The sequence below is a fragment of the Cuneatibacter caecimuris genome (assembly GCF_004216775.1).
Taxonomy (GTDB): domain Bacteria; phylum Bacillota; class Clostridia; order Lachnospirales; family Lachnospiraceae; genus Cuneatibacter; species Cuneatibacter caecimuris.
In genome coordinates this window covers 47,852-61,290 of record NZ_SGXF01000010.1, presented here as the reverse complement: position 1 = coordinate 61,290, position 13,439 = coordinate 47,852, and the positions used below count along the sequence as shown (strand labels likewise).

The following is a 13,439-nucleotide window of genomic DNA, read 5'->3' as shown; positions in this document are numbered from 1 at the left end:
ATATTATGGCTTACAAAAATGTACCCAATATCATTATTGAAAACGCAAGAATTATTTTTCGAAACTTCCGAGGCGAAGAGTCTAAATACAATCGGGCTGGAAACCGGAACTTCTGTGTCATCATCGAAGATCCGGAACACGCGGAGAAACTCTCCAATGATGGATGGAATGTAAGAGTGCTGGCTCCGAGAGACGAGGATGAAGAGCCGAGACAATATATTCAGGTGGCAGTCAGCTTCGAGAATATCCCGCCTAAGGTGTATATGATTACCAGAAAGACAAAAACACCGTTGGATGATGAATCCATTTCCACTTTGGACTATGCGGAGATTCGGAATGTTGATTTGACGATTCGACCGTATTCTTGGGAAGTGAATGGTAAGACCGGAATTAAGGCTTATCTGAAGACGATGTATGTCACCATCGAAGAGGATGAGTTTGCTGAAAAGTATGCGGAGGAAGAAGGCCCGGAAGAAGTTCCATTCCACTAACAAGCGACAAATAGGGTGCCTGATATTGCCAGCAAGGTAAATGTCCTAAGGCTAGAGGAAACAGCCCTTTATTTTGCGAAAGGAGAAAAGCTATGGCATTTTGGAATCGGAAAAAGAAGCGAACCACAGCGAAATCGAAGATCAATGCTTCTATTTCCAAGGTCGAAAAACCAAAGAAAATATCAGAGAAGCACGAAAGCAACTAGAAAAAGAAAATTATAATTATCAAAACCATTTATTAGTTTCCGGACAAGACATTGAAGAAGTTCCAGCTTTGATGTGCTATATTCAACTTTCTCTTCTAGGAATTGCTGGATATTTTAAAGTTGGAAATTCTTTGATCAAACCAATGACTATGGCTGATGATTTGAAGAATTACTGGTTTACACCTATATATTTTTCAGATGTGTGGACTATGAGAAGATTATTTCACAGTATATGAAAGTTTATGAGGAGGGATAAGCGTGAATGAACGATTGAAAGCATTAGAAAAAGAGCTGGATAGTCTGTTAAATATGGCTCCCATAGAAGATGACTGCACGAAGAATGAAAACGAGATGTATTCGGATATGGCGAACCTGAAAAACAGCATAACAGCGGTTCTTGAGGAGCAACGGAATGGCCGTTGAATTGTATGACTATCAAATAGCAGTAGTAAAAAAAATGAGAAATGGTTGTATTCTGTGTGGCGGCGTTGGAAGCGGAAAATCAAGAACAGCATTAGCTTATTACTATCTCCAGAATGGCGGAAATCCGGATTGCTTGATGGGGGTTGAGGATTATGTTGCGATGGACGATCCCCCAAAGGACTTATACATCATCACAACAGCCAGAAAGCGGGACACGATGGAATGGGAGGGTGATCTTTCGCCCTTCCTTCTTTCGGTTCACGAGGATGTCAATCTATATTCAAATCAGATTGTCGTGGATTCCTGGAATAATATCAAGAAGTACGAGGATGTAAAGGATGCTTTCTTTATATTTGACGAGCAGAGAGTGATAGGCTCCGGAGCTTGGGTGAAGGCGTTTTTGAAAATCACCAAATCAAATCAGTGGATTCTATTGTCTGCAACTCCGGGAGATACCTGGCAGGATTATATTCCGGTATTCATCGCAAATGGGTTTTACAAAAACCGGACAGAATTCATCCGAGAACATGTGGTTTATAGTCGATTCAGTAAATACCCAAAGATTGACCGATATTTGAATACTGGGAGATTGATTCGACTCAGAAATTGTATTTTGGTGAATATGGATTTCAAGCGTCAGACGGTTTCTCATCACGAAGATATATTTGTTCGATACAGCATAGAGCGATACAAAGATGTTGGACGAACACGATGGGACCCGTATAAGAATGAGCCGATTGCGAATGCCGCCGGTCTTTGCTATGTATGGCGGAAAATCGTGAATACGGACGAGTCACGACAGATCGCCTTGATGGAAATTGTAGAGAAGCATCCCAGAGCCATTATATTTTACAACTTTGATTATGAGCTGGAGCTTTTGAACGGGTTGTTTCGAATTTATGAAGATGATGAAGACGATGGAGTCTTTGAAATTGCAGAGTGGAATGGTCACAAACACCAGCCAATCCCAGAGTCGAAAAACTGGGTGTATCTTGTTCAGTACAATGCTGGAGCGGAAGGATGGAACTGCATCAAGACAGATACCATTATATTCTACTCACAGAACTATTCTTACAAAATCATGCAGCAATCTGCGGGGCGAATAGACAGGTTGAATACGCCATTTAAAGATTTGTATTACTATCACTTGAAATCTCGTAGTGGGATTGATTTGGCAATTAGTAAGGCACTGAAAGATAAGAGAGATTTTAATGAATCGAGGTTTGCGAAGTGGTGAAAGGAGATCAACCATGAACGAAGAGTATTTGGAAGTGGATTTTAAAAAGTATTGTAAAACCTGTAATCACAAGGAATTGGGAGAAAAATTCGACCCATGTAATGAATGCTTGGATTATGGATACAATCTCAATTCCCAGAAACCTATGAAGTGGGAGGAAAAGAAAAAATGAGCTATCAATATGACCGATATTTGGCGCAACATAAATCCAACGTTGAAGCCGGATTTCGTTGGTTGCAGAAAAATCTTCCTGAAATTACAGAGGGCAGTGGTGCGGAACACAATATCGTATTTGCACATGACCAATCCAAAACAGAGCCTGATGAATATGGCCCCTATGATATTTATTTTTATGGAGGCAATCGCTCTTATGGAGTAGTTGAGGATTTCAGAAAAGCTTGGCTGTTACATATTCATCGAAACCCTCACCATTGGCAGTATTGGGTGCTTATCAATGACGATCCCGAAGAAGGAGAAATTATTTTGGAAATGCCTTGCTGTTATGTTCTGGAGATGATTTGTGATTGGTGGTCCTTTAGCTGGTTTAAAGGGAACCTGCTGGAGATCTTCTCTTGGTATGAGGAGCGGAAAAGCTATATAAAACTGCATCCGAATACGAGAAGATTGGTGGAGGATATCTTAGGGCATATCAAAAATAAGCTTGGGGAGGTGATGGCGAATGAAATCAACAGATAGTGTCATCGTGAGTTGGGATTTTTCTCATGGGAAAGATGTTGGTGTTCTGATTGTTGGAAAGCAGGAGAAAGGCAAAGTCGAAATCATCAACGCCTATCAGGGAGAAGAGGCCAAAGAAATTTATCAAAAGCTGGTATTCCCCAAATCAAAGAAAACCAGTTTTAGCAAGGAGAAAACCACATGAAGCAGCCGAAAAAATTAACCAGAGAGCAAAAAGAATGCTTATCTGCTCATTATTTAAACTGTGAAGATTGGATGTTGGTTGAGGAGACGGAATTCTATTACCGCATTATCAACAAGTATACAGGAACGATAAAGAGCGTGGATAAATTCAGAAGAGTAAAAAGGAGAAAAAATCATGAGAACAATTAAAAACAACTGGAAAGTAGCTTTAATTGTAGCAGTCGGTATTATTACTATTATTTTGTTAGGTATGTTTTGTATACAGAGTTCCCAGAACAGAGCATTTACCTTGGAAGAGCAAGTTAATACTGCTGATTCTGACATCAAAGTTCAGGAAAAACGACGTGTAGATTTGGTTTACAACCTTGCTAATTGTGTTAAGCAGTACGATAAGCATGAAGCGGAAACATTGACGGCGATTGTTGAAAATAGAGGATCTACCGGTGATATCGAAAACGTTACTACAGCTATCACGGCGGTGTCAGAAGCGTATCCAGAATTAAAATCTAATGAAAATTATAAAGAGTTAATGAATGAACTTTCAATTACAGAAAATTTAATTGCAGAATATCGGAGTAACTACAATAAGCAGGTAAAAGAATACAACCGATATATACGCAAATTCCCGACAAGATTTTTTCTCAATATTCTCGGATATGAGGTTCTGAAATATACCTATCTTGATTATAGTGCTTCTGCCGATGCTCCGCAGAATCTGTTTGGAGAGTAAAAGCTATGAGAGGACGCAAGCGTAGAAGTTTTGATTTCGGAAATTTCGAGATTACGAAACGGGAAATACTGGTAAGTGTATCGATTGTCGCTATTATGCTTCTGATTGGAGTCCTTATTGCTGGAAAAATCTCGGATTATCAATTGGATAAAAATGAAAAATACAACAAGGCAATAAAAATAGAATCGCGGGAACTGTTTGAGTATGGAATGAGGACGAATGCCGGGAACGCTTTTGTATATGGCGATTTGAAAGCAGTCGATACAGTTACATATCCTGAAATTGGTGGAGAATACATTTATATTGAAAAAGTGAAAGAACGATATACAATGCATACTCGCCAGGTTGCACATACAACAACTACGAATGGAAAAACCCATACTTACTATACAACGGAAACCTATTGGACATGGGATTATGCTGGTAGTGAGGAACGGATATGTGATGAAATATCATTTTTAAAACACGTTTTTTCAGTTAGTAAAATCGACCTGCCGGGAAAGGAATATATAGACACTGTTAAAGAATCCGAGCACATTCGTTATAAGTATTATGGAGTTGGTTTAAACTTTACCGGAACCATATTTACAGAACTGGCTGATAAAACAATAGCCGATAACTCACCATTTTATGAAAATATGAAGATTGATGAAACCGTAGAATACTTAGAAACCGATTTTGCAATGTGGATATTCTGGATTATTTGGATGGCCTTAATTGGAGTCAGTGTTTACAGTTTCTATTATATCGACAACAAATGGCTTGAGTAATTGGAGAATTTGGGAGAGGGTCGAGCAATAATGAGGGCGACCACAAGGCGGATATAGTAGTTGCATAAGGGATGAGTCCGCTATAAGAAAGCCTGCTAATAAAAAGTCAAGCACTTTTTGAAAATTTTTGTGAAGTGATTTTATGGCACAACTCTAAGACCGCCTCATCAGCCGGTCAAAAAGAAAGCCGTAATAGACGGAATGATTATTCGTTTTGTTCCAGACTGCGCAGATGTGCTTTTACCTTGCCGTAGTAGATGCGGAGGAACTTATTCGCACCAGCAGTCATGTACACATAGTAAGGTTTTCCTTCGGAACGCTTCCGGTTCAGAAACTGGTAGACAGGTTCATTCTCCGGGGCATTCTGGAGCAGGGTGGTCATGACCTGGAACAGGGTCTTACGGAGCCTGCCGGTTCCACATTTGGAAGCTTTGTTGCTCTTTGAGTTGTGCTGCCCTAACTGCTCCACACCGGGATCGACACCTGCAAAAGCAGTGATTGCCTCCCGATGGGTAAATCTTGAAACATCGCCAATCTCAGCAATGAGCTGGGGACCGTAAGTTTTGCCCACGCCATACATGCCCATGACAACCTCGTATTCTGGGAGCGTGGAAGCAAGTGCATTCATCTCCCTGCGGAGCTGTTCGATATGGGCAGAGGCAAGATTGAGCTGCTGGATACTCTGCTGGATCAGAAGCTTATAGGACGTCTCCTTTGGGAACACGGCAACAAGCTCTTTAGAGGCGTTAAACAGTTCTTCTGGTTTGGAAGGCTGATAAATATAATGGTGTTTCCTGCAGAAAGCTTCATAGCGCACTGTAAAAGCTTTCAAGCCGGTTTTACGGACACAGTCCACATGCCAGAATGAGTAAGCGTAATCGACCCATTTTTCACTGCCATCTTCACGGGCAGGGCTGTTGAACAGTTTATTTACACCGGGGTATGTATTATCCAACAGTGCAATCAGGTTTGCCTTTGCGGCAACCTTTTGCTTCATAAAGAAGCTGAATTGTGAATTTAAGGTTTTCAATTGGTTACGTGTATTGTCCATACATGAATACTGCCGCAGTTCAGCCCAGTTGTCAAGGGTATAGCGTGCTATCTTTTTAGCATCAGCAGGGTCAGATTTGACCTTGCGCAACGTATTGTTACCAAAGTTTTTAATCAGATGCGGATTGACGACAGTTACAAAAAACCCGGCATTAGAGAGGGAGTTAGCCATGGACTCATGGTATCTGCCAGTACACTCCATTACAATCCTTGTATCCCCTTCAAGTGAAGCCAGATAATTTGATAGTTCTTTTAAGGATTGGGAAGTGTGAAAAACATCAAAGGGTTTCCTGACAATGACGCCTCCGGGCTGCAGGACTGCGATGGTGCTCTTGCCCTTTGAGACATCAATACCGACAGCGTTGTACATCCTAATGTACCTCCTGAAAATGAATTTGCATGGTATCCAGCATTCCTCACTGCTTATTCAATCTCCTGGGGTATCAAACGGACATGTACAAGGACAGTCCAACCTGCATAAATCGAACGGCTGCAAATGATAGGCTGGCTGACTGGCTTTCTTGCGGACACCTAAAGTGGTCCTAGGAGGTGTCGTCATACCAATGCCTAATCATTATACAGCTTAAACAATGAGAGGATTAAGTCCCAACTGGCTGTTGGGTACTGAAACCCTACACTTATATATTAGGAGGAGGAAAAACGTATGAATCTTAAATCAGTGAAAATTATTGCAGTAGATTTCGATGGAACTTTATGTGAGAACAAGTGGCCGGAGATTGGAGAAGCGAACGAAGAGATGATTGCATATCTTCAGAACCGGAAGAAAAACGGAGACAAGCTTATTCTCTGGACTTGTCGTGTTGGTGAGATGCTTGAGAACTCAGTGAGGTGGTGCATGGAACGTGGTCTTGCGTTTGATGCGGTCAATGAGAATCTTCCGGAGATTGTGAAGTCATTTGGCTCTGATACAAGAAAGATTTTTGCGAATGAGTACATAGATGATCGAAATATTCCTTTGTCATCCTGCCGGGAAAAATCCAATATACAGACATGGGCTGAAAAAGAGGTAGAAATTGCTTGTGAGCACGAAAGAAAAGCCTCCGGAACAAAAGAAGATGAGTGGGATTATGGTTGCGCCTGCTACGAAAGTGCTCTGAAAGCCTATCACAGTCTGGCCGAGGACGGTCATAGTGGATTCAGCATTGGTATGACTAAACATATTCTGAATCGCCTAATCGATGGAAAGCCGCTTACACCTATCGAGGATACGGAGGATGTTTGGAGTGATATTACGGACCTTTCGGGACATCGCGGTGAAATTGTAAACTATCAGTGTAAGCGGATGAGTTCTTTATTCAAGTATGTATACTCTGATGGAACCGTAAAGTATCGCGATATAGATAGATTCTGCGGAATCAATCTGAACAATCCATATGCTTCCTATCACAGTGGCTTGATCAATCAGGTAATGGAAGAGAAGTTCCCTATTACCATGCCATATTTTCCGGCAAGTAAACCATTTAAGGTCTATTGCGAAGATTTTTTAGTTGATCCGGAAAATGGAGATTACGACACGGTCGGAATTTTCTACGCAATTACACCAGAAGACTGTAAAGTGGAGCTTAATCGCTTCTTTAAAGAAGAGAATGACGAATTTATTGAAATAACCAAGGCTGAGTATGATATGAGGAAGCATTGCCATGGCTGTTTCGGAGCAGCGAACAATGATTGTCAACGTTGTGAGGAGGAACTTCGGCATAAATCGGAGTAGGTTTATCCAAGGGTTGAAAAGCGATATCCAGCTTTCAGAAAAAGAACGGAAGCGGATCATTCGCAGAAGCCTTCAGAAGTACCCATGGAAATTGAAATGCACTGTGGCGATGGAGGAACTTGCAGAATTACAGCAGCAGATCAGCAAACAAGTTCGTGGTTATGGCGACAGAATCGGACTCTTGGAAGAGATGGCAGATGCGTATATTTGTCTGAACTTCCTGGAGTCCATTTTTGACATCAAGCCAGAAGATTTACAGAAAGCCATTGATGTCAAGCTGGAACGAGAAAGGGAAAATTGTCAGTAATGAGATTATCAAAGCTTTCAGAAGAATGCAAGAATTGTCCGTTTGTCAGTCGGTGTAAAAATAAGCGAATGGAAGCACTGGCGTATATGACTGAAACACAAGTTTTAGCAAACGCGGCAGGTCCAAGTTCCGAAAACTTAGCAGCGCCTTTATTACGGAGAAACTATGACAATTATGGTAAACGGTACGCCAACCAAGGTTTATAAAGACGAAATAGAAAAACAGATTTATTTCCAGTTATATTCAGGGTTAGGCTTGAAATTAGGAAGTTAAAAAAGGAGAAAGTTTATGAATGAAAACCATTTGAGTCCTCTACCACAGTATCATATCGACAGAGATAAACTGTGTGAGATTGTAAAAGAAACTGTTGGCTACGATAGACTTATGGACGCATTCTGTCATGGAACTGTCGTTTGTGATGAATTTGCTTGGTTTTCTAACTCCGATGAGTATTACATCATCCATTTGGAAAGTGGCATGATGGTAAATTGGTATAAACATCTCGGAAGAACAAACACTTGCTCTCAGAAAGACAGAACTATTGATGATTATTACGAGTTCTTCAGATTATTTAAAGAAGAATTGGACTATTTTGAGAGGAAAAATTGCGAATGAAGAGGGGGAGAAAGCGACGATTGAAAGTTTGTTAAAAGAACTGGGAGAACGCCATTTTGAAATCCTTTGGAGATATGAGAGCGCAACGAATTCTATCGTTATTCAGATGGATAAAAGAGACTGTCATCAACGGCATAGGTTGGTTCGTAAAGTTATGTTCGATGACTTTCATCGTATTAGAAGCAATCAGTTTGAATTTGTTATGGTTCAATTTTTAAAAGACATGGCTCAGGAATTGGAGTATCAAATTAAAGTTGCAGCAGAACCCATGAAAGGAGAAGACAATGATTAAAATTGAAAATGTTGAAGTTATGGGATGGGAACACGCTATCCGAGGGATACGGAATACGATGAACAGTTGGGAGAAATCGGATAGTGGAATCTGCAAAGGTGGGGATGATGGTATCGGATGTGAGAACTGTGCCAATTATGATTCCTGCGAGCATACATATGATCATTCCTGGCAGCTCGGTAAAGCAGACCACGATTTGATGATGCGGCTTGCGGATGTGAGGTATCGGCGAATGATTACGGTGAATCTGGACATCACGGCTCCGCTGTATTGGTGGAAAGATTTTTATACCTACGAGGTTGGTACAGTTGTTGATACCCGCTCTGTGATGTCTGAACTGGCAGCGAAGGCGTTTACATTGGACGATTTCTCATATGAGCATCTGGTCGATGAAGGTGACAACTGCTGGTTTTGTAATTTTGACGTCATCATCGATTCATTAAATTCGGCACGAGAGATGTTTTTAATAACCAAAGACAAGAAATATTGGTGGCAGATGATTCAGCTTCTTCCCGCGTCCTATCATAATCAGAAACGTACTGTGATGACGAATTATGAAACACTAACCAGTGTTTATCCCATGCTAAGAAATCATGAGCTGGATGAGTGGGTAAAATTCTGCAAGTGGATTGAGATGCTGCCGTATTCGGAGATTATTGTTGGAGAGGAAGTTAAATTATATGCCGATGGACAGGAGGTAAACTTATGAACTTAGTCGAAACTATTAAATCTATGGTGGATGATGGCTACGTGATTAGTTTTTCCAAAGCAGACCTCCCCATGGATGGCATTTATATTACCATTAAAAAAGACGGAATCAATACCAGGCAAGTTATTCCAGAAGATGAATTGAAATCGTCGAATTTATCAGCCGATGAACTGCTTGCAACGGTTATCGAGCATTTGAAAGGGTGGTATTTATGATTTTTATGGAAACCTTGATTTGTATTTTACTGGCATATCTCTGCCTGTATGCGCTAATTGCCAGGATTTGTAAATGTATTGAACATTGTGCTTCGGCCAAAGGATATGCGAAATTGGAAGAGGTAAAAATTCTTGCCAAAGAACAGAGTAAGGGAGAGTAATTATGTGGAGTCGTAAATTGATAAAGAATAAGATTTATGCAGTCATTCTGATTGCTCTTGGAGCGTTCTCAGTCCCAATCGAATGGGACGGAACGTTCTTTTTATTTACTCTGCTGTTAGGCGGATATTTGTTCTTTTCTGAAGAGAACTGGATTATGTAGAGGAGGCGGCGTTATGGGCCGGGCTGAAAGGAGACGCGCTCAGAAAACTGAGCAGAAAACAAAAACCGCTACATACAATCTGACAAAGGCACAGCTTGACGCTATGGTTCGGGAAAAGATTGGAGGGGAGCTGGGCAGAGTAAAGAAGGAGGCTACGGAGGATGCCGTAAACACGGCGATGGTACTGCTCCTTACGCTTCCTTTGGAAGTCTTGATGGATCACTACTGGAAGAAATCCTATGCCAAACGAATTCCGGAATTTACAAACTATGTTCTTAATTATTATGAAAAATGGCAGAACGGAGAGTTGGACATGGACAAGCTGAAAGAAGATCTTTGGGAATATGGCGGTGTAAAATTAGTAGAAGGAGATGGTTAGCTATGGGATATACATTTATAGCGGCAGTTTTATTGATTGCCGGACTTGTAGGTGTTGTGGCAGTAAAAGCAGTTCATGCTGCTGCAACTTGTATGGATGATTCGTTCCGTTGGGGAGGCAGAAATGGGTAAAGAGGATTGGTGAAAGAATGCGGAAGGATATTCCGATCCGACTGCTTATGAAGCTTTAAGAAACATCGAACGGGAAGATGAGAGATTCTATAAGCTGCTGGATACGATATTTAACTTATGCGAATTGTCTGATTTTCACATTGAGGAGCGTATCGTGATTAAGGACAAGCGGACTGGAAAGGTGTGGAGGTGAATTTTCGATGGATAAAAAACGAGGACGTCCGCCAAAAAACGATACCAAAACAGACCAGTATCGATTGAGATTGAATGATGAGGAGCGAACTATGCTGGAGCATTTGGCAGAAGAATCTGGCGTGAGTATGTCGGAAATTCTAATAAGAGGTCTTAGAATGCAGTATAATCTGGCAAAATTTTCGGATTAAAACGGATATCCAATAATCAAATTTCTGCCCACTTTTGGGTTTTGAAAAATGGGCTTTGACCACTTTTATGTGGGCTTTTTGAGAAACGCAGGAAATTTTGGGGAAGGATTCGGACGATTTTGGTCAAATTTGTGGCCATTTGCCCACTTTCTGCCCACTTTTAAAACCCCGATTTGGTCAGTAAAAACCCAGTATTTATGCGGGTTTGCGGGCTCAAAGCCCACTTTCCCACTTTTTTTCTTAAACTATTATGATAGAAAGTTTAAAAGTATATAGTAATAGCGAAAAAAAAGTGGTTTTTTGGCCACGAGCAAAAAATGGAGGAAAACATGAGCAAAATTAGTTGGGAGAGTTTGTATGAAAATTTTAAGTCGATTTATCCAAGGTTGTCGCGGTCATCCGTATATTTTCGTCCGTTCGGTTATATGAGTATAGTAGTGTATTTTGAGAATGGAATGAAGATGGTCTATGATGATCTCAGAAAACAGGCATATATCACAGCTTAAAGAAAATGTCAAGAGATAATGAAAAATTTCTTTTCTTCTGGAAAAATTTGTGATATACTGTAAGAGCCACACAATCTAATATCGAATCCGTTTAAGGGAATTCACTTTGGTAAAAGGTGTATTCTCTCTTTACTCATACCTTAAACGGAACGAGATTGTGTGGCAACAATGGGAGAACACTTTTTTAGGTGCGTCTCTTGTTGGGGCCGCACCTTTTTTATTGTCCTAAAAAATCTGAGTGGAGGAGAAAAAGATGAAACGAAAGTTTCTAGTGATTGTAGCAATTTTGACAGTTTTGTTGGTTGGATGCAGCAGTGAGGATGATGGTAGAATCCATATGCCATTTGGTGGAAACGATTATGACGGCGCTAATTACCAAGAGATAGTCTCACAATTGGAGGAAGCCGGTTTTACAAATGTACGAAAAGAGCCCCTTGGTGATTTAGTAACAGGATGGTTAAACGATGAAGGAGAAGTGGATGAAGTCTCTGTTGATGGCGATACCGTATTCAGCACCGATTCTAAATATTTTCCAGATGTTGAAATAGTGGTTTCATATCACACATTCCCTGGTGAGGAAGAATCATCTACCGAAGATGAAAACTTGAATTCAGAAAGTAATAAGGAATCCTCTGAAGTTGAAAATGAAACTTCTGAAAATACAGAGTCCACTAATGAAGTTCCAGAAGAAAATTTAACGCCAGAGAATAATGAAGATTTAGTAGCAGTTTTATCAGCAACGAATGAGCTTGATCCAATTTACTCGGAATTTGCAGAGAAGTATAAAAATCGAATTATCGAGTTTGATGCGTGTATTACCTATTTGGCAAATCACGGAGATAATGACACAAGATATGACTTATTATTGTCTGCTGGTGATTATGTAGACGAGAATACAGTAAATCCCGGACCCATTTTCAAATTTGAAGATGTAAATACTTATGGAATGGGAATCGAAGATTTGTATCTTCCAGACTATATAAGTATTGGATCAAATATACATGTGACTGCCGAAATCCAATCATTTAGTGAGAACGAAGGAGTGTTCTTTCTTAATCCCGTGAAAGTCGTTTCCCGATAAATATAAAAATTCTTTAGCCTGTACCTATTGATTTAGGTATGGGCTAATTTTATGTCTACATTTGTTTTGTTTTTTCGCGCGAAAAATACATCGACTGTTATGAAGAGAGAGGGTTAAAATGGCCATTCTCTCTTTTGTTTTGGAGAAAGGAGGCTCACTTATGCTGGAAAGCGAATTTCAGAACAAATTGATTCAAGAACTGAAAAGAATGTTCAAAGGCTGTATCGTAACAAAACTGGATTCCAGTCATATCCAGGGAATTCCTGATTTGCTGATTCTTTATAACGATAAGTGGGCCACTTTAGAATGTAAAAAAAGCGTTCGCGCCAAGAAACAACCGAACCAAGAATATTATGTTGGACGAATGAACGAGATGTCATTCTCAAGATTTATTTGTCCCGAAAATAAGGAGGAAGTGTTACATGATCTTCAACAAGCATTCGGCTCTTGAAGGGCAACACGCCTTTCTTGGCGCAAGCAAATATCACTGGATTAACTATGACGAATCCAAAGTTGCAGAATCATATTCAAAATTCCTTGCAACTCAAAAAGGAACAGAGCTTCACGATTTTGCGGCAAAATGTATCACACTTGGACAGAAACTTCCGAAGTCCCAGAAAACATTGAATATGTATGTGAATGATGCCATAGGATTCAAGATGGTTCCTGAGCAGCCTCTTTTCTATTCGGAGAATTGCTTTGGAACAACAGATGCGATTGCATTTCGAAATCGTATGCTTCGTATCCACGATTTAAAAACCGGCGTCATTCCGGCGCACATGGAGCAGCTTGAAATATACGCTGCTCTTTTTTGTTTGGAATATAAAATCAAGCCGGCCGACATTGAAATGGAACTTCGGATTTATCAGAACAACCAGATTCTTTATGAGAATCCAACGGCTGAAACCATCGTTCCCATCATGGATAAGATTATCACATTCGATAAAGTAATCAACAAAATCAAAGAACAGGAGGGCTAAA

Annotated in this window: 24 protein-coding genes; 23 read left to right on the top strand and 1 reads right to left on the bottom strand. The window is 40.4% G+C overall.

The annotated features are described in order from the left end of the window. Positions 1-5: 5 nt before the first annotated feature. From EV209_RS15785 to EV209_RS15750, 9 genes are all read left to right on the top strand, one after another. A complete protein-coding gene (locus tag EV209_RS15785; RefSeq protein WP_130436421.1) occupies positions 6-491 on the top strand; it encodes a hypothetical protein in 486 nt (161 codons plus the stop codon). Positions 492-591: 100 nt separating this feature from the next. Next, positions 592-933, top strand: a complete 342-nt coding sequence (locus EV209_RS15780; RefSeq protein ID WP_243647617.1) for a hypothetical protein — start codon at positions 592-594, stop codon at positions 931-933. 22 nt (positions 934-955) lie between these two features. After that, on the top strand, positions 956-1,120 hold the full coding sequence (locus tag EV209_RS16430; protein WP_006781028.1) for a hypothetical protein: 165 nt from the start codon (positions 956-958) through the stop codon (positions 1,118-1,120). After that, a complete protein-coding gene (locus tag EV209_RS15775) occupies positions 1,110-2,357 on the top strand; it encodes a DEAD/DEAH box helicase family protein (protein ID WP_130436420.1) in 1,248 nt (415 codons plus the stop codon). The genes EV209_RS16430 and EV209_RS15775 overlap by 11 nt, the downstream gene beginning before the upstream one ends. A 105-nt stretch (positions 2,358-2,462) precedes the next feature. After that, entirely contained in the window at positions 2,463-3,053 is a 591-nt protein-coding gene (locus EV209_RS15770; RefSeq protein ID WP_330521521.1) for a DUF5662 family protein, read from the top strand. Further along, positions 3,037-3,237 carry a hypothetical protein gene (locus EV209_RS15765; protein ID WP_054346237.1) on the top strand — a complete coding sequence of 67 codons (201 nt, stop codon included), beginning with the start codon at positions 3,037-3,039 and terminating at the stop codon, positions 3,235-3,237. The genes EV209_RS15770 and EV209_RS15765 overlap by 17 nt, the downstream gene beginning before the upstream one ends. Beyond that, positions 3,234-3,425, top strand: a complete 192-nt coding sequence (locus EV209_RS15760) for a DUF6906 family protein (protein ID WP_130436418.1) — start codon at positions 3,234-3,236, stop codon at positions 3,423-3,425. Before EV209_RS15765 ends, EV209_RS15760 begins: the two co-directional genes overlap by 4 nt. After that, positions 3,412-3,966: a LemA family protein gene (locus EV209_RS15755; RefSeq protein WP_130436417.1), complete on the top strand. Its 555-nt coding sequence runs from the start codon at positions 3,412-3,414 to the stop codon at positions 3,964-3,966. Before EV209_RS15760 ends, EV209_RS15755 begins: the two co-directional genes overlap by 14 nt. A gap of 5 nt (positions 3,967-3,971) precedes the next feature. Then, positions 3,972-4,736, top strand: a complete 765-nt coding sequence (locus EV209_RS15750; RefSeq protein WP_130436416.1) for a hypothetical protein — start codon at positions 3,972-3,974, stop codon at positions 4,734-4,736. Between the two features lie 205 nt (positions 4,737-4,941). On the opposite strand, the gene EV209_RS15745 is transcribed toward EV209_RS15750, so the two are convergent. After that, on the bottom strand, positions 4,942-6,156 hold the full coding sequence (locus EV209_RS15745; protein ID WP_130436415.1) for an IS110 family RNA-guided transposase: 1,215 nt from the start codon (positions 6,154-6,156) through the stop codon (positions 4,942-4,944). 294 nt (positions 6,157-6,450) lie between these two features. Here EV209_RS15745 and EV209_RS15740 point away from each other — a divergent pair, with 294 nt between their 5' ends. The 14 genes from EV209_RS15740 (at position 6,451) to EV209_RS15685 (ending at position 13,438) form a co-directional block, all read left to right on the top strand. Then, on the top strand, positions 6,451-7,518 hold the full coding sequence (locus EV209_RS15740) for a hypothetical protein (RefSeq protein WP_130436414.1): 1,068 nt from the start codon (positions 6,451-6,453) through the stop codon (positions 7,516-7,518). Further along, positions 7,505-7,825 carry a nucleoside triphosphate pyrophosphohydrolase family protein gene (locus tag EV209_RS15735; RefSeq protein ID WP_130436460.1) on the top strand — a complete coding sequence of 107 codons (321 nt, stop codon included), beginning with the start codon at positions 7,505-7,507 and terminating at the stop codon, positions 7,823-7,825. Before EV209_RS15740 ends, EV209_RS15735 begins: the two co-directional genes overlap by 14 nt. Before the next feature lie 288 nt (positions 7,826-8,113). Beyond that, complete coding sequence (locus EV209_RS15730) at positions 8,114-8,440, top strand: hypothetical protein (RefSeq protein ID WP_130436413.1); 327 nt, start codon at positions 8,114-8,116, stop codon at positions 8,438-8,440. Next, positions 8,367-8,732: a hypothetical protein gene (locus EV209_RS15725; protein ID WP_165388959.1), complete on the top strand. Its 366-nt coding sequence runs from the start codon at positions 8,367-8,369 to the stop codon at positions 8,730-8,732. The genes EV209_RS15730 and EV209_RS15725 overlap by 74 nt, the downstream gene beginning before the upstream one ends. After that, positions 8,725-9,441, top strand: a complete 717-nt coding sequence (locus EV209_RS15720) for a hypothetical protein (protein ID WP_130436411.1) — start codon at positions 8,725-8,727, stop codon at positions 9,439-9,441. The genes EV209_RS15725 and EV209_RS15720 overlap by 8 nt, the downstream gene beginning before the upstream one ends. Then, complete coding sequence (locus EV209_RS15715; protein WP_130436410.1) at positions 9,438-9,656, top strand: hypothetical protein; 219 nt, start codon at positions 9,438-9,440, stop codon at positions 9,654-9,656. Before EV209_RS15720 ends, EV209_RS15715 begins: the two co-directional genes overlap by 4 nt. Next, the gene (locus tag EV209_RS16425; RefSeq protein WP_165388958.1) at positions 9,653-9,817 is read left to right on the top strand and encodes a hypothetical protein; all 165 of its coding nucleotides are present in this window, start codon (positions 9,653-9,655) and stop codon (positions 9,815-9,817) included. The genes EV209_RS15715 and EV209_RS16425 overlap by 4 nt, the downstream gene beginning before the upstream one ends. A gap of 2 nt (positions 9,818-9,819) precedes the next feature. After that, complete coding sequence (locus tag EV209_RS16420; RefSeq protein WP_165388956.1) at positions 9,820-9,978, top strand: hypothetical protein; 159 nt, start codon at positions 9,820-9,822, stop codon at positions 9,976-9,978. Between the two features lie 13 nt (positions 9,979-9,991). Next, complete coding sequence (locus EV209_RS15710) at positions 9,992-10,357, top strand: hypothetical protein (protein WP_130436409.1); 366 nt, start codon at positions 9,992-9,994, stop codon at positions 10,355-10,357. Between the two features lie 2 nt (positions 10,358-10,359). Beyond that, positions 10,360-10,488, top strand: coding sequence for a hypothetical protein (locus tag EV209_RS16815; protein ID WP_279387347.1), 129 nt, complete (start codon positions 10,360-10,362; stop codon positions 10,486-10,488). A gap of 200 nt (positions 10,489-10,688) precedes the next feature. Continuing rightward, entirely contained in the window at positions 10,689-10,871 is a 183-nt protein-coding gene (locus EV209_RS15700; RefSeq protein ID WP_130436408.1) for a plasmid mobilization protein, read from the top strand. A 759-nt stretch (positions 10,872-11,630) separates the two neighbouring features. Further along, positions 11,631-12,458 carry a DUF4839 domain-containing protein gene (locus EV209_RS15695; protein WP_130436407.1) on the top strand — a complete coding sequence of 276 codons (828 nt, stop codon included), beginning with the start codon at positions 11,631-11,633 and terminating at the stop codon, positions 12,456-12,458. 160 nt (positions 12,459-12,618) lie between these two features. After that, entirely contained in the window at positions 12,619-12,909 is a 291-nt protein-coding gene (locus EV209_RS15690) for a hypothetical protein (RefSeq protein WP_024738768.1), read from the top strand. Then, positions 12,881-13,438, top strand: coding sequence for a PD-(D/E)XK nuclease family protein (locus tag EV209_RS15685; protein ID WP_007868754.1), 558 nt, complete (start codon positions 12,881-12,883; stop codon positions 13,436-13,438). The genes EV209_RS15690 and EV209_RS15685 overlap by 29 nt, the downstream gene beginning before the upstream one ends. The last annotated feature ends 1 nt before the right edge of the window (position 13,439 follow it).

What these genes read in the sequence shown, in the direction of transcription:
- EV209_RS15720 (WP_130436411.1), top strand. Translation starts at nt 8,725, where the DNA reads ATGATTAAAATTGAAAATGTTGAAGTTATGGGATGGGAACACGCTATC.
- EV209_RS15730 (WP_130436413.1), top strand. Translation starts at nt 8,114, where the DNA reads ATGAATGAAAACCATTTGAGTCCTCTACCACAGTATCATATCGACAGA.
- EV209_RS15710 (WP_130436409.1), top strand. Translation starts at nt 9,992, where the DNA reads ATGGGCCGGGCTGAAAGGAGACGCGCTCAGAAAACTGAGCAGAAAACA.
- EV209_RS15760 (WP_130436418.1), top strand. Translation starts at nt 3,234, where the DNA reads ATGAAGCAGCCGAAAAAATTAACCAGAGAGCAAAAAGAATGCTTATCT.
- EV209_RS15740 (WP_130436414.1), top strand. Translation starts at nt 6,451, where the DNA reads ATGAATCTTAAATCAGTGAAAATTATTGCAGTAGATTTCGATGGAACT.
- EV209_RS15770 (WP_330521521.1), top strand. Translation starts at nt 2,463, where the DNA reads ATGCTTGGATTATGGATACAATCTCAATTCCCAGAAACCTATGAAGTG.
- EV209_RS16425 (WP_165388958.1), top strand. Translation starts at nt 9,653, where the DNA reads ATGATTTTTATGGAAACCTTGATTTGTATTTTACTGGCATATCTCTGC.
- EV209_RS15750 (WP_130436416.1), top strand. Translation starts at nt 3,972, where the DNA reads ATGAGAGGACGCAAGCGTAGAAGTTTTGATTTCGGAAATTTCGAGATT.
- EV209_RS15745 (WP_130436415.1), bottom strand. Translation starts at nt 6,156, where the DNA reads ATGTACAACGCTGTCGGTATTGATGTCTCAAAGGGCAAGAGCACCATC.
- EV209_RS15765 (WP_054346237.1), top strand. Translation starts at nt 3,037, where the DNA reads ATGAAATCAACAGATAGTGTCATCGTGAGTTGGGATTTTTCTCATGGG.
- EV209_RS15755 (WP_130436417.1), top strand. Translation starts at nt 3,412, where the DNA reads ATGAGAACAATTAAAAACAACTGGAAAGTAGCTTTAATTGTAGCAGTC.
- EV209_RS15700 (WP_130436408.1), top strand. Translation starts at nt 10,689, where the DNA reads ATGGATAAAAAACGAGGACGTCCGCCAAAAAACGATACCAAAACAGAC.
- EV209_RS15785 (WP_130436421.1), top strand. Translation starts at nt 6, where the DNA reads ATGGCTTACAAAAATGTACCCAATATCATTATTGAAAACGCAAGAATT.
- EV209_RS15775 (WP_130436420.1), top strand. Translation starts at nt 1,110, where the DNA reads ATGGCCGTTGAATTGTATGACTATCAAATAGCAGTAGTAAAAAAAATG.
- EV209_RS16420 (WP_165388956.1), top strand. Translation starts at nt 9,820, where the DNA reads ATGTGGAGTCGTAAATTGATAAAGAATAAGATTTATGCAGTCATTCTG.
- EV209_RS15685 (WP_007868754.1), top strand. Translation starts at nt 12,881, where the DNA reads ATGATCTTCAACAAGCATTCGGCTCTTGAAGGGCAACACGCCTTTCTT.
- EV209_RS15690 (WP_024738768.1), top strand. Translation starts at nt 12,619, where the DNA reads ATGCTGGAAAGCGAATTTCAGAACAAATTGATTCAAGAACTGAAAAGA.
- EV209_RS16815 (WP_279387347.1), top strand. Translation starts at nt 10,360, where the DNA reads ATGGGATATACATTTATAGCGGCAGTTTTATTGATTGCCGGACTTGTA.
- EV209_RS15715 (WP_130436410.1), top strand. Translation starts at nt 9,438, where the DNA reads ATGAACTTAGTCGAAACTATTAAATCTATGGTGGATGATGGCTACGTG.
- EV209_RS15695 (WP_130436407.1), top strand. Translation starts at nt 11,631, where the DNA reads ATGAAACGAAAGTTTCTAGTGATTGTAGCAATTTTGACAGTTTTGTTG.